We start from the raw sequence: 18,926 nt of genomic DNA, 5'->3' as shown, positions 1-18,926 counted from the left end.
GTCCGCACTTGGCAATTGCGGGTTTACCACATAAGATCGATCTTTGGTGTGTCATGCCCTCTCGGGTGTGGCGACCGACCCGCAGACCGGTTCGGGGATCACACCTGTTCCACAACCAAGCGACAGTGAGGCTATGGCCAAGAAAGACGGCGTCATCGAGATCGAAGGCTCGGTGCTCGAAGCTCTGCCCAACGCGATGTTCCGCGTTGAGCTGACGAACGGACACAAGGTCCTCGCGCACATCTCCGGGAAGATGCGCCAGCACTACATCCGCATCCTCCCCGAGGACCGCGTGATCGTGGAGCTGAGCCCGTACGACCTGACCCGCGGCCGGATCGTCTACCGCTACAAGTGATCCGCGAGCTGGAAAGGAACGGCACGGCAATCCTGCCGAGCACGAAGCCAGCGAGCACGAGGAAAGAACCATGAAGGTCAACCCCAGCGTCAAGCCCATCTGCGAACACTGCCGTGTGATTCGCCGCAAGGGCCGCGTCATGGTGATCTGCAAGAGCAACCCGCGTCACAAGCAGCGCCAGGGCTAGTCCCGGGCGCGTGACCGGCACCGGTGTCCCTCGGACACCAGGCTGCTCGAGCACGACCCACAACTGAAGATCGACAACGCAGTACCAGAACCCGGTCGCACGACGGCCGGGGGACACCTCGGGGCGGAGGCCCGAGCACCGGTACTGCGCCACACCTCCATCGACAACAGGAGCAGCCATCACATGGCACGTCTAGCAGGCGTCGACATCCCGCGCGAGAAGCGCGTGGAGATCGCACTCACGTACATCTACGGCGTCGGCCGTACCCGCGCCGTCCAGGCACTGACGGAGACCGGTATCTCCGGTGACATCCGCGTCAAGGACCTGACCGACGACCAGCTCGTCGCCCTCCGTGACTTCATCGAGGGCAACTTCAAGGTCGAGGGTGACCTCCGCCGTGAGGTCGCCGCCGACATCCGCCGCAAGGTCGAGATCGGCAGCTACGAGGGTCTCCGCCACCGTCGTGGTCTCCCGGTGCGCGGTCAGCGCACCAAGACCAACGCTCGTACCCGCAAGGGCCCGAAGCGCACCGTGGCAGGCAAGAAGAAGGCTCGATAGGAGACCCCGATGGCTACCCCCAAGACTGCCGCGCGCAAGCCGCGCCGCAAGGAGAAGAAGAACGTCGCTGTGGGCCAGGCCCACATCAAGAGCACGTTCAACAACACGATCGTCAGCATCACCGACCCGTCGGGTGCCGTCCTCAGCTGGGCGTCCTCGGGTGCCGTGGGCTTCAAGGGTTCGCGCAAGTCGACGCCGTTCGCGGCGCAGCTCGCCGCCGAGTCCGCTGCGCGTCAGGCGCAGGAGCACGGCGTCAAGAAGGTCGACGTCTTCGTGAAGGGCCCGGGTTCGGGTCGCGAGACCGCGATCCGCTCCCTCCAGGCCGCTGGCCTCGAGGTCGGCTCGATCAACGACGTCACGCCGCAGGCGCACAACGGGTGCCGCCCGCCCAAGCGCCGTCGCGTCTGACGCGAGGAGCAACCGGCCGCGCCCTGCTCGTCCCCTGAGCGGATCCGTTCCGGCGAGGGCGGGCAGGGCCCGCGGCCATTCCTGGTCGTTCGATCGCGCACGTGTGTGCGCGTGATCACAACTCAACAGACCCGTCGGGGCCCATGCGGCCCCGTCGTACCGCCAAGTGTCATATAGCGGACACTTCGCCGAAAGGAATCCCACAGTGCTCATTGCACAGCGCCCCACCCTGACCGAGGAGCCGATCTCCGAGCACCGCTCGCGCTTCGTCATCGAGCCGCTCGAGCCGGGCTTCGGTTACACCCTCGGCAACTCGCTGCGCCGCACGCTCCTCTCCTCGATCCCCGGCGCGGCTGTCACCAGCATCCGCATCGACGGCGTCCTCCACGAGTTCAGCACCGTTCCCGGTGTCAAGGAAGACGTCACCGAGATCATCCTCAACATCAAGAGCCTGGTCGTCTCCAGCGAGCACGACGAGCCCATCACGGCGTACCTGCGCAAGCAGGGTGCCGGTCAGGTCACCGCAGCGGACATCTCCGCTCCGGCCGGCGTCGAGATCCACAACCCGGAACTCGTCATCGCGACCCTGAACGACACCGCGCGCTTCGAGCTCGAGCTCACGATCGAGCGTGGCCGTGGCTACGTCTCGGCGACGCAGAACCGTTCCGAGTTCAGCGAAGCCGGTCAGATCCCGATCGACTCGATCTACTCGCCGGTCCTCAAGGTCACCTACCGCGTTGAGGCGACGCGTGCCGGTGAGCGCACGGACTTCGACCGCCTGGTCGTCGACGTCGAGGCGAAGCCGGCCATCACGCCGCGCGACGCCATCGCGTCGGCCGGTCGCACGCTGGTCGAGCTGTTCGGGCTCGCTCGCGAGCTCAACACGGCGGCCGAGGGCATCGAGATCGGCCCCGCGCCGGTCGACGCCGTGCTCTCGAACGAACTGCAGACCCCGATCGAGGACCTCGACCTGTCGGTCCGCAGCTACAACTGCCTGAAGCGGGAGGGCATCAACACGGTGTCCGAGCTCGTCGCCCTGTCGGAGACGCAGCTCATGAACATCCGCAACTTCGGTCAGAAGTCGGTGGACGAGGTCAAGGACAAGCTCACCGAGCTCGGCCTGTCCCTCAAGGACACCGTCCCCGGATTCGACGGCGCCCACTTCTACAGCGGGTACGACGAGGACGAGTCCAACAACTGACCTCGCGCTCACGCGCAAGCGCGCTGACACCGCGCGCACCACTTTCACCACTGGAGAACTGACATGCCGAAGCCCACCAAGGGCCCCCGCCTCGGTGGCGGTCCCGCCCACGAGCGCCTGCTCCTGAGCAACCTCGCCAACGCCCTCTTCACGCACGGTCGCATCACGACCACCGAGACGAAGGCCAAGCGCCTCCGTCCGGTCGCCGAGCGTCTCATCACGTTCGCGAAGCGCGGCGACCTGCACGCGCGTCGTCGTGTGATCAGCATCCTGCGCGACAAGTCCGTCGTGCACACGCTGTTCACCGAGATCGCCCCCCAGGTCGAGGACCGCCAGGGCGGTTACACCCGCATCACGAAGCTCGGCTTCCGTAAGGGCGACAACGCCCCGCTGGCGTCGATCGAGCTCGTCCTCGAGCCCGTCTCGAGCACGCCCGCTCCGGTCAAGCGCAACTCGGCTCCGGCCGCTGCTGCCGCTCCGGTCGACGAGCCCGCCGCTGACGAGACCACCGAGGAGGCCCCGGTCGAGGAGACCGAGACCACCGAGGAGTCCGCTCCGGTCGAGACCGAGTCCGAGACCGAAGCTGCTGCCGAGGTCGAGGCCGACGCCGCCGAGAAGTCTGACGACGCCGACACCAAGTAGTCCGGTGCCCTCCGGGGCGCTGCACCACCACGAGGAAGCCCCCGCGACCCAGGTCGCGGGGGCTTCCTCGCGTCCGAGGCTGGTCACGGGCACGGACGGCTCGGCGTAACGTCCCCGGCCGGGTGCGAGGGAAGGAAGTCATGGCGTTCCAGCACGTTGCGGGTCTGGGGACGAGGGTCTGGCGGTGGAGCCGGACCTCGGGCACGCAGCCGCGCCTGCTGCACGCCGGCAAGGCCGCCGCCGCCGCCGTGATCGCGTGGTTCGTGGCGCGGCACATCCCGGGCGTCGCGGCCGAGTACCCGTACTACGCACCGCTCGGCGCCGTCGTCGCGATGCAGACCACGGTGTTCGCGGGCATCCGGAGTGGCGTGCAGACCCTGGTCGGGATCGCCCTCGGCATCCTCATCGCCGCGTTCACGATGTGGGTCGGCGACCCCGGCTTCCTCGCGATCGCGCTCGCGGTCGGTGTCGGGGTGCTGGTCGGCGGGTTCCGTGTGCTGGGGGAGGGCAGCTCGTGGGTGTCCACCGCGGCGCTCTTCGTGCTGCTCGTCGGTGGCGCGAACGCCGAGGGTTACTCGCTCGGCTACCTCGTGCAGATGGCCGTGGGGGTCGTCATCGGACTGTTGGTCAATTTCCTGGTGTTCCCGCCGCTGCACTTCTGGGACGCCGAACACCGCATCGACGCGGTGAACGGTGTGCTGGCGGACCACCTCGACGGGCTGGCGGCCGTGCTCGAGGAGGGCAAGCGCGACGAGAAGGTGTGGGACCACCAGCAGGACCGCCTGGACCGCGCGATCGCGGACGTGCGGTCGCGGGTGGCGATCGCGCACGAGAGCCGCCGGCTCAACCCCCGTGGTGCACTGCGCGGGTCGCGAGCGCGGCTCCAGAAGGACGGCGGACGCTTCCGGGCCCTGGAGCGGGTCGCCTGGTACACGACCGACCTCACCGAGCTCGTGGCCCGCTCCGGCCCGGTGTCCGAGGGCGTCGGGCGTCCGGACCCGGCGTTCGCCACCCCCATCGCCGAGGCGCTGCGGAAGATCGCCAGCACGATCCGCGGCGACTCCCCGGAGGACCAGGCCGAAGAAGCCATCGCTCGACTCGAGGCAGCGCTCGACGCGTCGCGTGAGAACCCCTCCCACGTCGCGGTCACCTCGGCCGCGCTCGTCGCCCTGCGGGGGATCGTCGAGTCCGAGCGACGCGTCACCGACGACCTCGACACCCGGACGGGTCCGTCGGCGTTCGGCCGTCCGCGCGGCTGAGCGGGTGCGGGCGGTCGCCGTCCGGCAGATCCAGCGCGGGCCGGGAGGCACGGATCACCCCCGCTACGGTGGTCACGTGGACGAGACGGTCGGCTTCCAGGACCCCGACAGCACGGGCGACGTGCGGCTGCGGTTGGACATCGCCTACGACGGGGCGGCGTTCTCCGGGTGGGCCCGGCAGCCGGGGCTCCGGACCGTGCAGGGCGCGCTCGAGACCGCACTCGCCACCGTCTTCACCCGCTGGGGCGAACCGCCGTTGCTCACCGTCGCCGGACGCACCGACGCCGGGGTGCACGCCACGGGGCAGGTCGCGCACCTGGACCTGTCGGCGGAGCAGTGGGCTGCGCTCACCGCCAAGCGCGGGTCGGGCCGCTCACCGCTCGACGGGCTGCTCAAGCGGGTCAACGGCATCGCGGCACCCGAGGGGGACGTCGTCGTCACCGGAGCTTCGGTGGCGCCCGCCGGGTTCGACGCGCGGTTCTCGCCGCTCTGGCGCCGGTACGAGTACCGGATCGCGGACGCCGACGCCCCGCGCGATCCACGTCGTCGTGGGCACACGGTCTGGCACGCGGCGCGGCTCGATCCGGCAGCAATGGAGCGCGGTGCGCTGACGTTGCTCGGGCTGCACGACTTCGCGACGTTCTGCAAGCCGCGCGAGGGGGCGACGACCATCCGGACGTTGCAGCAGTTCCGCTGGGACCGCGAGCCGGACGGTGTGCTGGTGGCGCGCCTCCAGGCCGACGCCTTCTGCCACTCGATGGTGCGGGCGATGGTCGGCGCGACCATCGCCGTGGGCGAGGGCCGTTTCGGCCCGGACCGCCTCGAGGAACTGCGCGTCGCCGAGGAGCGCACGAGCGCCTTCAAGACGGCGCCGGCGAAGGGACTGACGCTGACCGAGGTGGGGTACCCGGCGGACGCGGAGCTCGCGGAGCGGGCGGAGCAGACCCGAGCCCGACGGTCGGTGGACGGTACCGTCGAGGGATGAGCCCGCGCGAACCCCGTTCCGTCGTGTCCGTCGCCCCCGGAGTCGTCTTCGTCGAGGGCCCGGTGTCCAACTGGGTGGTGCTGGCGGAGGAGGACGGCGTCGCGCTGATCGACGCCGGGTACCCGGCCGACACCGACCTCGTGCTCGACACCGTGCGCGCCGCCGGACACGACCCCGCAGACCTGCGTCGCGTCTACGTGACGCACGGACACGTCGACCACGTCGGCGGCATCCCCGGGATCCTCGAGCGGTACCCCGACGTCGAGGTGCTCGCCCACGCCGACGAGCTCGCCAACGTGCGCGGACCGGAACGGCAGCAGGTCACGCCGGCGGAGATCGGCGGCCGGCTCGCCAGCCCCCGCGTGCTCGCCTGGCTGGCGCGGGCCATCCGATCCGACGCCCTGCGACCCACCACCGTGCCGTCCGCTCGCGCGTTCACCGGTGCGGACTTCGCAGGTCGGGCGATCTCGCCGTTCCCGGCCGTCGGCCACACCGACGGCTCGACCGCGTACCTGCTGCCCGCGGCGGATGCGATCGTCACGGGCGACGCGGTCGTCAGCCGACACGACACCCAGCCGGGGTCGTGGGCCCCGCGCCCGCGGATGATCACACCGTTCTTCACCGCCGACCAGGACCGCGCGCTCGAGTCGGCACGGGCGCTGCCGTTCCCGGCCCTCGTGCTGCCGGGACACGGACCGGCCGTCCGACGTGTGGGCGGGACCTGGATGCCGATCGGCTGATGCCGCGCGATCGGCTGATGTTGCCGAACGCAATCATTTACCTCGACGCAACCTGAATGTCCCCGCAGGTCGGTAGCGTGCGGGCATGGCCAACACCCTCGGGCGCACTCTGCTGTGCGCCACGGCGGCCGCGACGCTCCTCGCGGCCCCACTCGTCACCGTCACCGCAGCGACCGCGAACCCCGAGGGGACCGGCCTCGTCATCGAGGAGGCCTACCTGAAGGCGGGGAGCAAGGGCGCGTTCTACAACGAGAAGTTCGTCGAGATCGGCAACCCGACCGACGCCGCCGTGTCGCTCGACGGGTGGTCGTTGCAGTACCGGTCCGCCACGGGCGCCGGCACGTTCTCGGCCAGTGCGCTCCAGGGCACCGTGCCGGCGAAGGGCACCTTCCTGGTGTCGATGGCGGGCAACGGCGGGGCCAGCCCGGCTGGCGAGGACCTGCCCGCAGCCGACGACACCGCGACGCTCAACCCGTCGGGCACCACCGGCACGCTCGTGCTGTCCGACGCCACCGCACCCCTGGCGCTCGCCGCCGGACCCGTCGCCACCGGCACCGACGGCGTGGTCGACCTGCTCGGCTACGGCGCCTCGAACACGTACGAGTCGACCGTGCGCACCGTGACCGGGGACAACTCCGTGCCGAACGGCCTGGTCCGCCAGGGCACCACGGACACCGACGTCAACGGTGCGGACTTCTCGGTGACGACCACGCTCACCCCGCGGAACGCCGCGGGCGAGACCACTGCACCGACCGCGCCCACGGAACCGACCGACCCGGGTGACGGCGGGACCCCCACGCCCGGCACCCCCGCCGAGACGGTGACCATCGCCCAGCTGCAGGGCACCACGGACACCTCGCCGTACGCCGGCAAGAACGTCACGACCGACGGCGTCGTCACCGCGGTCTACGGCACCGGCGGCTTCAACGGCTACACGATCCAGACCCCGGACACCGGCGGCGCGATCAACCTCTCCGCCCACACCGCGTCCGACGCCGTGTTCGTCTTCTCGTCCGCCACCGCCGGGCTGGTGCACGAGGGCGACCACGTGCGGGTCACCGGCGCCGTGTCCGAGTACTTCGGCCTGACCGAGCTCACGGTGTCCGGGGCCTCGTCGCTGCAGCAGCTGGACGACACCGTCGCGGCACCGCAGCCGGCCGCGGTCGCGTTCCCGTCGTCCGACGCCCAGCGCGAGTCGCTCGAGAGCATGCTCGTCGCTCCCCAGGGGGCGTACACCGTCGCCGACAACTACACGACGAACCAGTACGGCGAGGTCGTGCTCGCCAGCGGCACGAAGCGTCTCATCCAGCCGACCGAGGTCGGCCGCCCGGGCAGCGCCGCGGCGAAGGCCGTCGAGGCCGACAACGCGGCGCGCAAGGTCACGCTCGACGACGGTGCGAGCACCAACTTCCTGACCGCGGCGAACCAGGGCATCCCGGTGTCGTGGCTCACCCAGGGCCCGGTCACCGTCGGGGCCGCCGCCACCTTCACCGAGCCGGTCGTCCTGGACTACCGCAACAACGGGTGGAAGTTCCAGCCGACCGCGCCGATCACGGGTGCGACCCCGGCCGCCGAACTGCCGGCGTCGTTCTCGAAGGTGCGCCAGCCGGCGCCGCAGGACGTCGGTGGTGACCTGAAGCTCGCCGGCTTCAACGTCCTCAACTACTTCCCGACCACGGGCGACGAGCTCACCGGCTGCAAGTACTACACGGACCGTGCCGGGGACCCCGTCACGGTCAACTCGGGCTGCGACGCCCGCGGTGCCGCCGAGCAGGAGGACTTCCTGCGTCAGCAGGTCAAGATCGTCAAGGCGATCAACGGCCTGGACGCCGACGTCGTCTCGCTCGAGGAGATCGAGAACTCGGTCCGCTTCGGTCAGGACCGTGACGCCGCCGTGGCCACCCTGGTCGATGCGCTCAACGCCGCCACCGGCCAGGACACCTGGGCCTACGCGAAGTCCCCGGCCGTCGTGCCCGCGAGCGAGGACGTCATCCGCCTCGCCCTGATCTACAAGAAGGACCGCGTCGAGCCCGTCGGCGAGTCGACGATCCTGCTCGACGATGCGTTCACGAACGCCCGCCAGCCCGTCGCGGACGCGTTCCGCCCGGTCGGCGGCACCGCGGACGACGACTTCCTGGTGATCGCGAACCACTTCAAGTCCAAGGGCTCCGGCACCGGCGAGAACGCCGACCAGGGCGACGGGCAGGGTGCGTCGAACGCCGACCGCGTCGAGCAGGCGAAGGCCCTGGTGACGTTCTCCACCGACATGCAGGAGCAGTACGGCACCGACAAGGTGTTCATGCTCGGCGACTTCAACGCCTACAGCAAGGAGGACCCGGTGGTGGTCCTCGACGAGGCCGGTTACACCGACCTCGGCCCGGCGCTCGACAGCACCGAGTACTCGTACGTGTTCTCCGGCCTGAGCGGCTCGCTCGACCACGTGTTCGCGTCGAAGGCCGCGCTCGAGACGGTCACGGGCGTGGACATCTGGAACATCAACTCGGTCGAGTCGGTGGGCCTGGAGTACAGCCGTTACAACTACAACGCCACGAACCTGTACGCCGACGACGTGTACCGGGCGAGCGACCACGACCCGATCCTGGTCGGGTTCGACCTCGACGCCGCGGGCGCCGACCCGGGCACGGACCCGACGCCGGTGCCGACCCCGACGCCGAACCCGACCCCGACGCCGGCCCCGGTGCCGCCGGTCGACGGCATCACCCCGCCGGTTGCTCCGGTGGCGCCGTCGGGGTCGCTGTTGACGGAGGCGAACCGTGGTGGGATCTCTGCTCCGGCGACTGCTCGTGCGGGGGAGACGATCACGGTGACGGTGGGCACGGCGTCGGCCGGTGACACGGTCAACGTGTGGTTGTTCTCGGAGCCGACGTTGATCGGTACCGCGGTGGTGGCTGCTGACGGGACGGTTCGGGTGACGATCCCGGCGGACACCGTCGCTGGGGTGCACCGGTTGGCGGTGACGGCTGCGGACGGGAGTCTGATCGGGTGGACCCCGATCACGATCACCACGGACGGGCAGCTCGCGTTCACGGGTGCCGCAGGGATGGGTGCCGGTGCGTTGGTGGCGTTCCTGCTGCTCGCGGCGGGTGCGGGTGTGCTGGTCGTGCGTCGCCGACGTCGGACGGTGGCTGCGGAGTAGTCCCCACGCCCCACGGGGGTGGATGGTGAGCAGGAATGGTCGGGTCCGAACAGCGGACCCGACCATTGCTGCACACCATGGGCGGTGGAGGTGCCCCTAGGGCGGACGGGAGGCGCGGTGCGGGGCCGCCCCGCGCCTCCAGGCCGGCAGCGGGACGCGTTTGACCGACGTACCCCGCGTCGGCTAGGCTCTCACCTTGGTCTGTGCGCCCCGCGCGCGGACAGTCAGATGAGCCCTCCAACCGAGGTGTTCCCCGTGCTTCTGCCCGTGGAACTCCCGACCGGAGTGGGATTCACGGACTCCTCACCTCGACACGAAAGCAGCACTCCTGTGACTCGCACGTTCTCACCGAAGCCGGCAGACGTCCAGCACGACTGGATCGTCATCGACGCCACCGACGTCGTCCTCGGCCGTCTCGCCACCCACGCCGCGGCGCTCCTGCGCGGCAAGCACAAGGCCACCTTCGCCCAGCACATGGACATGGGTGACTTCGTCATCATCGTGAACGCCGACAAGGTCGCCCTGACCGGTTCGAAGCTCGCGAAGAAGGTCTACTACCGTCACTCGGGTTACCCGGGCGGCCTGACGGCGACCTCCTACCCGGAGATGCTCGAGAAGCACCCCACCCGCGCCGTCGAGAAGGCGATCCGCGGCATGCTGCCGAAGAACACCCTCGGCCGCGAGCAGCTCAAGAAGCTGAAGGTCTACGCCGGCGCGGAGCACCCGCACGCCGCGCAGCAGCCCAAGCCGTACATCTTCGACCAGGTCGCACAGTAGTTCCGGCCACGACGACTTCAAGGACACGAAAAAACTCATGGCTCAGATCGCTGATTCCCTCGACCAGACCCCGGAGAGCTTCACCACGGAGAGCGCACCCGCCGCTGCCGAGGCTGCTCCCCGTCAGATCCTCAACGTCTCCGGCGGTGCCGTCGGGCGCCGCAAGGAGGCCATCGCGCGCGTCCGGCTCGTCCCGGGCTCCGGCACGTTCGTCGTGAACGGCCGCACGCTCGAGGACTACTTCCCGAACAAGCTGCACCAGCAGCTCATCAACGACCCCTTCAAGGTGCTCGAGCTCCTCGGCTCGTACGACGTCGTCGCCCGCATCACCGGTGGTGGCCCCTCGGGTCAGGCCGGCGCGCTCCGCCTCGCCATCGCCCGCACCCTGAACGAGATCGACCGCGAGAACAACCGCGCGACCCTCAAGAAGGCCGGCTTCCTCACCCGTGACGCCCGCGTCATCGAGCGCAAGAAGGCTGGTCTCAAGAAGGCCCGCAAGGCGTCGCAGTTCTCGAAGCGCTAGTCGTCACCGGCTGAAGATCGCCATGCCGCGTCTGTTCGGTACCGACGGGGTTCGTGGTCTCGCCAACGGCGAGCTGACGGCCGCGCTCGCACTGGGTCTTGCCCAGGCGAGCGCGGCCGTCCTCACACACGGACACCATGCCGACGCCCGCCGGGCGTCGGGTCGACCGCGCCCGCGCGCGGTCCTCGCGCGTGACCCGCGCGTCTCCGGCGAGTTCCTCGGTGCCGCCGTCGCGGCCGGGCTCGCCTCGGCCGGCGTCGACGTGCTCGACGCCGGGGTCATCCCCACCCCCGCCGCGGCGTTCCTCGTCGCGGACATCGACGCCGACTTCGGCGTGATGATCTCCGCATCGCACAACCCCGCTCCCGACAACGGGATCAAGTTCTTCGCCACGGGTGGCCGCAAGCTGCCGGACGAGGTCGAGGACCGCATCGAAGCGGCCATGCACGACCACTCCGCACCCACCCCCACCGGCATCGACGTCGGGCGCATCTCGCGGTTCGCCGACGCCGAGGACCGCTACGTGGTGCACCTGCTCGGCACGTTGCCGCACCGGCTCGACGGCATCCACGTGGTGCTCGACTGCGCCAACGGTGCCGCCGCCGGCGTCTCGCCCGAGGTCTTCGTCAACGCGGGGGCCCGCGTGACGCTCATCGGCGCCGACCCCGACGGCTGGAACATCAACGACGGCGTCGGTTCGACCCACATCGACAACCTCGCCCGCGCGGTGCTCGAGCACGGTGCCGACGTCGGCATCGCGCACGACGGTGACGCGGACCGTTGCCTGGCGGTCGACGCCGCGGGCAACGCGATCGACGGTGACCAGATCATGGCGATCCTCGCGCTGTCCCTGCAGGAGCGCGGCCGCCTGAAGGACGACACCCTCGTCGCGACGGTCATGTCGAACCTCGGGCTGAAGCGCGCCATGGCCGACGCGGGCATCACCGTGATCGAGGCCGGAGTGGGCGACCGCTACGTGCTCGAGAAGATGACCGAGGGCGACTACTCCATCGGTGGCGAGCAGTCCGGCCACATCATCTTCAACGAGTTCGCCACCACGGGCGACGGCATCCTGACCGGGCTGCACCTGGTGGCCGAGATGGCGCGGACGGGGAAGTCGCTGCAGGAGCTCGCGTCGTGCATGACCGTGTTCCCGCAGGTGCTGCTCAACGTCCGGGGCGTCGATCGTCACGGGCTCGCCGACCAGGGTGTGCAGGACGCCATCGCCGCCGCCAGCGAGGCGCTCGGGGACAGCGGCCGTGTGCTGCTCCGTCCGTCGGGCACCGAGCCGGTCGTGCGCGTCATGGTCGAGGCTGCCTCGCAGGACGATGCCCAGCGCATCGCCGAGGAGCTCGCCGCCGTCGTGCAGGACCGCCTGGCGCTCGACGCCGCGTAGGGGTTTCCTCCGCAAGACACCGGTGTTCGCCGGTTGAACACGCGCAGACCGCGGTTCAGCTCGCGAACACCGGTGTTTTGCTGTTCCCCCCCCCAGCTCAGATCTTGCGGAGCAGGACCGAGTTCACCTTGTGGTTCGCGCCCTTCTTCAGCACCAGGGTGGCGCGGGAGCGCGTGGGCAGCACGTTCTCGATCAGGTTCGGCTCGTTGATCGCCCGCCAGACCTCGGTCGCCGTCCGTACCGCGTCCTCACGCGAGAGCGAGGCGAACCGGTGGAAGAACGAGTCGGGGCTCGAGAACGCCTCTTCCTGCAGGGCGAGGAACCGGTCGACGTACCAGGACTCGATGTCCTTCGTCTTCGCGTCCACGTAGATCGTGAAGTCGAACAGGTCGGACAGCGCGAGCCGCCCGTGCACCGGCGGCGCCAGCACGTTGAGGCCCTCGACGATGAGCACGTCGGGCTGCCGGACGACGATCTCGGCATCGGGCACGATGTCGTAGACCAGGTGCGAGTAGTACGGCGCGCGGACCTCGGTCGCCCCGCTCTTCACCTGGCTCACGAAGCGCAGCAGGGAGCGGCGGTCGTACGACTCCGGGAAGCCCTTCCGGTCCATGATCCCGCGTCGCTCCAGCTCGGCGTTCGGGTACAGGAAGCCGTCGGTCGTCACGAGCTCGACCCGAGGGGTGTCCGGCCAGCGCTTCGTCAGCTCGCGCAGCAGACGGGCGACCGTGGACTTGCCGACCGCGACGGAGCCCGCGACGCCGATGACGAAGGGCGTGCGTCCGGCGCGCTCCCCGAGGAAGCGGCTCGTCTCGGCGTGCAGGTTGCGCGCACCGGCGGCGTAGAGCGTGAGCAGGCGGGACAGGGGCAGGTAGACCTCCTGCACCTCCTGCATGTCCAACCGGTCGCCGAGACCGCGCAGCTGCACGATCTCGGTCTCGGTGAGCGACAGGTGCTCCTTCGGGGCGAGCTGGGACCACTCGTCACGCGGGATCTCCACGAACGGGGTCGGGTGCGCGACGGCGGTCTCCGAGAACGGCATGGGATCGAGCGTACAGACGGGAGGCCCGGGGCACGTGAGCCGGTCGGCTCACGTTCCCCGGGCCTCCCGTCCAGTGCTCGGTGCGCGCCCGCAGGACGCGACGCGTCAGGCGGGCAGGGCCGCCTCGATGGCGGCGACGACCTCGGGGGCGTCCGGCTTCGTGGTGGGACGGAAGCGCGTGACGGTGCCGTCGGGGGCGACGAGGAACTTCTCGAAGTTCCACGCGACCCGGCCGGCCTTGCCGTCGGCGTCCGGGGTCTCCTTGAGGGCCTGGTAGAGCGGGTGCGCGCTCTTGCCGTTGACCTTGACCTTCTCGGACATCGGGAACGTCACACCCCACGTGGTGGAGCAGTACTCGTCGATCGCCTCGGACGAGCCGAGTTCCTGCAGGAACTGGTTGCTCGGGAAGCCCAGCACCGTGAACCCGCGGGGGCCGTACTGCTTCTGCAGGGCCTCGAGCTGCTCGTACTGCGGAGCGAGGCCGCACCGGGAGGCGACGTTCACGACCAGTACGGCCTTGTCGGCGTAGGCGCCGAACGTGGTGTCCTCGCCGTGCAGCGTGGTGATGGCGATGTCGTCGAAGCGTCCCATGGCCGAAACGTTATCCCCACCCCCGGGACTTCGCAGGGTGGGCGTCCAGGCAGACCGTAGGATCGGTTCCATGTGTGGAATCGTCGGCTACGTCGGCAGCAACAGCAGCCAGGACGTCCTCCTCGGTGGCCTCCGTCGCCTCGAGTACCGCGGCTACGACTCGGCGGGCATCGCCGTCGTCGACCCAGCCGGAGACCTCGTGTCGGCCAAGAAGGCCGGCAAGCTCCAGGCCCTGGTCGACGAGCTCGAGTCGTCGCCGATCCCGGACGGCGCGACCGGCATCGGGCACACCCGCTGGGCGACCCACGGTGGCCCGACCGACGGCAACGCCCACCCGCACCTGGCCGACGGCGACAAGCTCGCCCTCATCCACAACGGCATCATCGAGAACTTCTCCGAGCTCCGCGCCGAACTGCAGGCCGAGGGCATCGAGTTCCGCAGCGAGACCGACTCCGAGGTCGCCGCGCACCTGGTCGGACGCGCCTTCCGCGAGACCGGTGACCTGACCGCAGCCATGCAGCAGGCCGTGCAGCGACTCGAGGGGGCCTTCACGCTCCTCGTCGTGCACGCCGACCAGCCCGGCGTCGTCGTCGGTGCCCGTCGCAACTCGCCCCTGGTGGTCGGGCTCGGTGACGGCGAGAACTTCATGGGCTCGGACGTCGCCGCGTTCGTCGCCTACACGCAGCGCGCGCTGTCGATCGGGCAGGACGAGATCGCCACGATCCGCCCCGACGGCGTCGACGTCATCCACTTCGACGGCACCCCGGCCACGCCGAGCGAGTTCGAGGTCAACTGGGACGCCTCCGCCGCCGACAAGGGCGGCTGGAGCTCGTTCATGGCGAAGGAGATCAGCGAGGAGCCCGAGGCCGTCGCGAAGACGATCCTCGGTCGCGTCCACGACGGCGCCGTCACCCTGACCGACCTCGACCCGATCGCCGACCGCCTGGCGACCGTCGACCGCGTCATCGTGATCGCCTGCGGCACCGCCGCCTACGCCGGCATCCTCGGCAAGTACGCCATCGAGCAGTGGGCGCGTGTGCCGGTCGAGGTCGAGCTCGCGCACGAGTTCCGGTACCGCGACCCGGTGCTGAACGAGCGCACCCTGGTCGTCTCGATCAGCCAGTCCGGCGAGACCATGGACACGCTGATGGCCGTCAAGTACGCCCGCGAGCAGGGCGCGCAGGTCCTGTCGATCTGCAACACCCAGGGCGCCACGATCCCGCGTGAGTCCGATGCCGTGATCTACACGCACGCCGGACCCGAGGTCGCCGTCGCGTCGACCAAGGCCTTCATCGCCCAGGGCGTCGCGCTCTACCTGCTCGGGCTGCACCTGGCGACGCTGCGCGGCACGCTCACCACCGAGCAGATCGCCGAGCAGGTCGCCGAACTCGAGGGCCTCGCGCCGAAGCTGCAGCAGACCATCGAGGACGCCGCCGGCATCAAGGACCTGGCCCGCTGGATGGCGGACACCCGGAGCGTGCTGTTCCTCGGCCGCCACGTCGGCTACCCGATCGCACTCGAGGGCGCCCTCAAGCTCAAGGAGCTCGCGTACATCCACGCCGAGGGCTTCGCCGCCGGTGAGCTCAAGCACGGCCCGATCGCCCTGATCGAGCCGGGTCAGATCGTCTTCGTCATCGTGCCGTCGCCGCGCGACCCCCGATCGCTGCACCCCAAGGTCGTCTCGAACATCCAGGAGATCCGCGCCCGCGGTGCCCGGGTGATCGCGATCGCCGAAGAAGGCGACGCCGCGGTGCTGCCCTTCGCCGACGAGGTCCTGCGGATCCCGCTCGCGACCCCGCTGTTCGAGCCGCTGCTCGCCGTGGCACCGCTGCACATGTTCGGCATGGAGCTCGCCGCCGCCAAGGGCCTCGACGTCGACCAGCCACGCAACCTCGCGAAGTCGGTCACCGTCGAGTAGTCGCGACGGTGATCATCGGGATCGGGGTCGACGTGGTCGACCTGGAGCGGTTCGAACGGGTGCTGGAGCGCACACCGGCGGTGCGGGCGCGGCTGTTCACGCCGTCCGAGCAGGTCCGTGACGGCGAACCCCGGCCGATCGCGTCCCTCGCCGCACGGTTCGCGGCGAAGGAAGCCCTGATCAAGGCCTTCGGGTCGAGTGCCGGGCTGAGCTGGCAGGACCTCGAGGTCGTGTCCGACGACCAGCGGAACCCGTCGCTCACCCTGCACAAGGGCGCCCGGCAGGTGGCGGACGCGCGTGGCGTGACGAGCGTGCACCTGTCGCTCTCGCATGATGGAGGGATCGCGACCGCGTTCGTGGTCCTGGAAGGAACAGACGTGGTCCTGGAAGGAACAGTCCCGTGAGCGCGTTCACCGGCATCACGGTCGATCGCGGAGCCCTGATCGAGAACTACGCGACCATCGCCGACCGGGTCGCCCCGGCCGGGGTCATCGCGGTGGTCAAGGCGAACGCCTACGGCCACGGGGCCCTCGACGCCGCGCAGGCCTTCGTGGACGCCGGTGCGGAGTGGCTCGGGGTCGCCGACATCGACGAGGCCGTCGCGCTCCGTCAGGGCGGCATCGACGAGGGGGTCCGGATCCTCGCGTGGCTGCACGCCCCCGACGAGGACTTCCGCCGCGCGGCGCAGTTCGACGTCACGCCAGCGGTGTCGAGCGTCGAGCAGCTCTCCGCAGCAGCCGACTCCGACGTCCGCGCCGTGCACCTGTGCGTCGACACCGGCCTCAGCCGCAACGGTGCGGTCGAGTCCGAGTGGGCCGAGCTCTTCGCGACCGCCGGCGCCCTGGCCCGCGGCGGCAACCGCACCCGGGTCGAGGGGCTCATGTCCCACCTGTCGAACGCGTCGCGCACCGACGACCTCGACCAGGACGCCGCGCTGCAGCGGGCGCTGGACGGCCTCGCCGCGAACGGCATCGTGCCGGACGTGGTGCACCTCGCCGCGAGTGCCGCGAGCATCGCCGTTCCGGAGACCCGCCACGACCTGTCCCGCGTCGGACTCGCCCTGTACGGGCTGAGCCCCTTCGACGGTCGCACCTCGGCCGACCTGGGGCTGCGCCCGGCGATGCGGGTCACCGCCGCCGTGCTCCGCACCGTGCCGGTCGCCGCGGGCGACGGCGTCTCCTACGGCTACACCTGGCGCGCCGAGACGGACACCCGTCTCGCCGTGATCGGCCTCGGCTACGCGGACGGCTTTGACCGCGACTTCGGCAACCGGGTCTCGGTGCGGATCGGCGACCGGACGTTCCCGGTGGTCGGACGCGTCGCGATGAACGCCATGCACGTCGACATCGGCGACGCCGACGTGCAGGTCGGCGACGAGGCGGTGCTGTGGGGCGACCCCGCGAACGGCGACCCCGCCGTCGAGGACTGGGCCGACGCCATCGGCACGATCAACTACGAGGTGGTCGCCCGGATCGGCCGCAGCGTGGAACGGAGGACGACGTGAGCTCCGCACCGCTGCGCCAGGCGCGCATCGACCTCGACGCCTACCGTGCCAACCTCGACCGTGTCCGTGAGTGGATGGACCCGGTCGCCGTGATGGCGATCATGAAGGCCGACGCGTACGGGCACGGCCTCGAGCCGATCGCGCTCGCCGCCGTCGACGCCGGCATCCGCTGGATCGGTGTGCTGACGGTGCCCGCGGCACTGCGCCTGCGCTCGATCGGCGTCGGCGAGGACGTCCACCTGTTCACCTGGCAGCACGACCCCGACCTGGACTTCCGTGACGCCATCGACTCGGCCGTCGACCTCGGCGTCTCGAACGTCGCCGAGCTGCAGCGCATCGTCGACGCCGTCGACCAGCGACCGGCCCGGGTGCACCTCGGCGTCGACTCCGGCCTGCACCGCGACGGCGCGACCCCGGCGGACTGGCCGGCGCTCGTCGAGCTTGCCCGGGATGCCCAGCGGAACGGCCGCATCGAGGTGGTCGCCGCGTACACGCACCTGGCCGAGGCGTCCGACCACGAGGACAGCGCCGCGGTCGCCGTGTTCGACGCCGCGATCGAGATCGCCGAGGACCTGGGGCTCGACGTTCCGATGGAGCACGTCGCCGCGTCGCTCGCGGGGTTGGAGCGCAAGGAGTTCCGCAAGGACATGGTCCGGATGGGCGCGAACCTGTTCGGCATCCCCGGCGCCGACGGCGTCTCGGCGGCCGACCTCGGACTCGAGCCGGTGATGACCCTGACCGCGTCGGTCGCGAAGACGAAGCGCGTCCCCGTCGACACCGGCGTCTCCTACGACTACACGTACCGCACCGCGACCGAGACGACCCTGGCCCTCGTGCCCGTCGGGTACGCCGACGGGGTCCCGCGTCTGGCGCAGGGGCGCATCGAGGTCGCGATCCGCGGCAAGCGCTACCCGATCGCCGGCCGCGTCGCGATGGACCAGTTCCTGGTGGACGTCGGCGAGGACGACGTGCAGACCGGCGACACCGTCGTGCTGTTCGGCACCGGCGAGCACGACGAGATGACCGTGCTCGAGTGGGGCGCGGCGCTCGAGACCATCGGCGAGGAGATCGTCTGCCGGATCGGCAGCCGTGTGCCCCGGTTCTACGAGGGCCACGACATCGAGGGACGGGTCGGGGAGTACCTGCGGGGCGAGCGGCCGTGACCGGGTCGCCGCACGTCCTGCTCGACACCTCCGTCGACGGCACCGAGGCGATGGGAGAGCTCGGGGCCCGGTTGGCCGCGGTGCTGCGCGCCGGGGACCTCGTCGTGCTGACCGGACCACTCGGTGCCGGCAAGACGACCCTGACGCGCGGGCTCGGCGCCGCACTCGGTGCACGCGGCCAGGTGTCCAGCCCGACCTTCGTCCTCGCCCGGACGCACCCGACGACCGCCGGCCCGGACCTGGTGCACGTCGACGCCTACCGCCTGTCCGACCCGGTCGAGCTCGACGACCTCGACCTCGACTGGGACGCCGCGATCGTCGTCGTCGAGTGGGGCCGCGGCATGGTCGACGGCATCAGCGACAGCGTGCTCGACGTCGAGATCACGCGTGCCACCGGTGCCGAGGACGCGGCCGCTCACGACACGGACCCGGACGACGTCCCCGACGAGCCCCGTCGTGTCGTCGTCACCGCCACCGGCCCGCGCTGGGAAGGCGTGGCCCTCTGACCCTGCAGCCCGTC

20 protein-coding genes are annotated in these 18,926 nt (G+C 70.5%); 18 read left to right on the top strand and 2 right to left on the bottom strand.

Annotated features, from left to right (window positions below; translation table 11 throughout):
- Window positions 1-133: 133 nt before the first annotated feature.
- From infA to glmM, 13 genes are all read left to right on the top strand, one after another.
- On the top strand, window positions 134-355 hold the full coding sequence (gene infA / locus ABRP24_RS02255) for a translation initiation factor IF-1 (RefSeq protein WP_017885509.1): 222 nt from the start codon (window positions 134-136) through the stop codon (window positions 353-355).
- A gap of 70 nt (window positions 356-425) precedes the next feature.
- A complete protein-coding gene (gene rpmJ, locus ABRP24_RS02250; RefSeq protein ID WP_022903266.1) occupies window positions 426-542 on the top strand; it encodes a 50S ribosomal protein L36 in 117 nt (38 codons plus the stop codon).
- A gap of 183 nt (window positions 543-725) precedes the next feature.
- Window positions 726-1,100: a 30S ribosomal protein S13 gene (gene rpsM, locus ABRP24_RS02245; RefSeq protein WP_017885508.1), complete on the top strand. Its 375-nt coding sequence runs from the start codon at window positions 726-728 to the stop codon at window positions 1,098-1,100.
- 9 nt (window positions 1,101-1,109) lie between these two features.
- Window positions 1,110-1,508: a 30S ribosomal protein S11 gene (gene rpsK / locus ABRP24_RS02240; RefSeq protein ID WP_017885507.1), complete on the top strand. Its 399-nt coding sequence runs from the start codon at window positions 1,110-1,112 to the stop codon at window positions 1,506-1,508.
- A 205-nt stretch (window positions 1,509-1,713) separates the two neighbouring features.
- Window positions 1,714-2,709 carry a DNA-directed RNA polymerase subunit alpha gene (locus tag ABRP24_RS02235; protein WP_017885506.1) on the top strand — a complete coding sequence of 332 codons (996 nt, stop codon included), beginning with the start codon at window positions 1,714-1,716 and terminating at the stop codon, window positions 2,707-2,709.
- 63 nt (window positions 2,710-2,772) lie between these two features.
- Entirely contained in the window at window positions 2,773-3,351 is a 579-nt protein-coding gene (gene rplQ / locus ABRP24_RS02230) for a 50S ribosomal protein L17 (protein WP_071245471.1), read from the top strand.
- 140 nt (window positions 3,352-3,491) lie between these two features.
- Window positions 3,492-4,610 (top strand): hypothetical protein, encoded by a 1,119-nt coding sequence (locus ABRP24_RS02225; protein ID WP_349847680.1) that lies wholly within the window; start codon window positions 3,492-3,494, stop codon window positions 4,608-4,610.
- 76 nt (window positions 4,611-4,686) lie between these two features.
- Entirely contained in the window at window positions 4,687-5,595 is a 909-nt protein-coding gene (truA, locus tag ABRP24_RS02220; RefSeq protein WP_349847681.1) for a tRNA pseudouridine(38-40) synthase TruA, read from the top strand.
- Window positions 5,592-6,335: an MBL fold metallo-hydrolase gene (locus ABRP24_RS02215; RefSeq protein ID WP_176709500.1), complete on the top strand. Its 744-nt coding sequence runs from the start codon at window positions 5,592-5,594 to the stop codon at window positions 6,333-6,335. Before truA ends, ABRP24_RS02215 begins: the two co-directional genes overlap by 4 nt.
- A gap of 85 nt (window positions 6,336-6,420) precedes the next feature.
- Window positions 6,421-9,492: an ExeM/NucH family extracellular endonuclease gene (locus ABRP24_RS02210; protein ID WP_349847682.1), complete on the top strand. Its 3,072-nt coding sequence runs from the start codon at window positions 6,421-6,423 to the stop codon at window positions 9,490-9,492.
- Window positions 9,493-9,822: 330 nt separating this feature from the next.
- The gene (gene rplM / locus ABRP24_RS02205) at window positions 9,823-10,269 is read left to right on the top strand and encodes a 50S ribosomal protein L13 (protein WP_027466717.1); all 447 of its coding nucleotides are present in this window, start codon (window positions 9,823-9,825) and stop codon (window positions 10,267-10,269) included.
- Window positions 10,270-10,306: 37 nt separating this feature from the next.
- Complete coding sequence (gene rpsI, locus ABRP24_RS02200) at window positions 10,307-10,792, top strand: 30S ribosomal protein S9 (RefSeq protein ID WP_027466716.1); 486 nt, start codon at window positions 10,307-10,309, stop codon at window positions 10,790-10,792.
- A 22-nt stretch (window positions 10,793-10,814) separates the two neighbouring features.
- Window positions 10,815-12,188, top strand: coding sequence for a phosphoglucosamine mutase (glmM, locus tag ABRP24_RS02195; RefSeq protein ID WP_071245465.1), 1,374 nt, complete (start codon window positions 10,815-10,817; stop codon window positions 12,186-12,188).
- A gap of 97 nt (window positions 12,189-12,285) precedes the next feature.
- Here the strand turns inward: glmM and coaA are convergent, their stop codons facing one another.
- Complete coding sequence (coaA, locus tag ABRP24_RS02190) at window positions 12,286-13,230, bottom strand: type I pantothenate kinase (RefSeq protein WP_027466714.1); 945 nt, start codon at window positions 13,228-13,230, stop codon at window positions 12,286-12,288.
- A gap of 105 nt (window positions 13,231-13,335) precedes the next feature.
- On the bottom strand, window positions 13,336-13,821 hold the full coding sequence (locus tag ABRP24_RS02185; protein ID WP_071245463.1) for a glutathione peroxidase: 486 nt from the start codon (window positions 13,819-13,821) through the stop codon (window positions 13,336-13,338).
- 70 nt (window positions 13,822-13,891) lie between these two features.
- Between ABRP24_RS02185 and glmS the strand changes: the two genes are divergently transcribed.
- From glmS to tsaE, 5 genes are read left to right on the top strand one after another with little or no spacing between them, the layout of a single operon-like run.
- Window positions 13,892-15,739, top strand: a complete 1,848-nt coding sequence (gene glmS, locus ABRP24_RS02180) for a glutamine--fructose-6-phosphate transaminase (isomerizing) (protein WP_071245461.1) — start codon at window positions 13,892-13,894, stop codon at window positions 15,737-15,739.
- Window positions 15,740-15,747: 8 nt separating this feature from the next.
- Complete coding sequence (locus ABRP24_RS02175; protein ID WP_301628684.1) at window positions 15,748-16,143, top strand: holo-ACP synthase; 396 nt, start codon at window positions 15,748-15,750, stop codon at window positions 16,141-16,143.
- Window positions 16,140-17,243: an alanine racemase gene (gene alr, locus ABRP24_RS02170; RefSeq protein WP_071406148.1), complete on the top strand. Its 1,104-nt coding sequence runs from the start codon at window positions 16,140-16,142 to the stop codon at window positions 17,241-17,243. The genes ABRP24_RS02175 and alr (ABRP24_RS02170) overlap by 4 nt, the downstream gene beginning before the upstream one ends.
- A complete protein-coding gene (alr, locus tag ABRP24_RS02165) occupies window positions 17,240-18,406 on the top strand; it encodes an alanine racemase (RefSeq protein WP_173032762.1) in 1,167 nt (388 codons plus the stop codon). The genes alr (ABRP24_RS02170) and alr (ABRP24_RS02165) overlap by 4 nt, the downstream gene beginning before the upstream one ends.
- Window positions 18,403-18,912: a tRNA (adenosine(37)-N6)-threonylcarbamoyltransferase complex ATPase subunit type 1 TsaE gene (gene tsaE / locus ABRP24_RS02160; protein WP_176709496.1), complete on the top strand. Its 510-nt coding sequence runs from the start codon at window positions 18,403-18,405 to the stop codon at window positions 18,910-18,912. The genes alr (ABRP24_RS02165) and tsaE overlap by 4 nt, the downstream gene beginning before the upstream one ends.
- The last annotated feature ends 14 nt before the right edge of the window (window positions 18,913-18,926 follow it).

The sequence above is a fragment of the Curtobacterium sp. WHRI 8282 genome (genome assembly GCF_040223925.2).
Lineage (GTDB): Bacteria > Actinomycetota > Actinomycetes > Actinomycetales > Microbacteriaceae > Curtobacterium > Curtobacterium flaccumfaciens.
The sequence above is the reverse complement of the archived record's forward strand: the minus strand, read 5'-3'. Positions and strand labels throughout refer to the sequence as shown.

Excerpts from the sequence above, each read along its gene's own strand:
- rpsK (WP_017885507.1), top strand. The coding sequence starts at position 1,110 with ATGGCTACCCCCAAGACTGCCGCGCGCAAGCCGCGCCGCAAGGAGAAG.
- coaA (WP_027466714.1), bottom strand. The coding sequence starts at position 13,230 with ATGCCGTTCTCGGAGACCGCCGTCGCGCACCCGACCCCGTTCGTGGAG.
- glmM (WP_071245465.1), top strand. The coding sequence starts at position 10,815 with ATGCCGCGTCTGTTCGGTACCGACGGGGTTCGTGGTCTCGCCAACGGC.
- ABRP24_RS02185 (WP_071245463.1), bottom strand. The coding sequence starts at position 13,821 with ATGGGACGCTTCGACGACATCGCCATCACCACGCTGCACGGCGAGGAC.
- rpmJ (WP_022903266.1), top strand. The coding sequence starts at position 426 with ATGAAGGTCAACCCCAGCGTCAAGCCCATCTGCGAACACTGCCGTGTG.
- ABRP24_RS02215 (WP_176709500.1), top strand. The coding sequence starts at position 5,592 with ATGAGCCCGCGCGAACCCCGTTCCGTCGTGTCCGTCGCCCCCGGAGTC.
- glmS (WP_071245461.1), top strand. The coding sequence starts at position 13,892 with ATGTGTGGAATCGTCGGCTACGTCGGCAGCAACAGCAGCCAGGACGTC.
- rpsI (WP_027466716.1), top strand. The coding sequence starts at position 10,307 with ATGGCTCAGATCGCTGATTCCCTCGACCAGACCCCGGAGAGCTTCACC.
- infA (WP_017885509.1), top strand. The coding sequence starts at position 134 with ATGGCCAAGAAAGACGGCGTCATCGAGATCGAAGGCTCGGTGCTCGAA.
- rplQ (WP_071245471.1), top strand. The coding sequence starts at position 2,773 with ATGCCGAAGCCCACCAAGGGCCCCCGCCTCGGTGGCGGTCCCGCCCAC.
- rpsM (WP_017885508.1), top strand. The coding sequence starts at position 726 with ATGGCACGTCTAGCAGGCGTCGACATCCCGCGCGAGAAGCGCGTGGAG.
- ABRP24_RS02225 (WP_349847680.1), top strand. The coding sequence starts at position 3,492 with ATGGCGTTCCAGCACGTTGCGGGTCTGGGGACGAGGGTCTGGCGGTGG.
- ABRP24_RS02210 (WP_349847682.1), top strand. The coding sequence starts at position 6,421 with ATGGCCAACACCCTCGGGCGCACTCTGCTGTGCGCCACGGCGGCCGCG.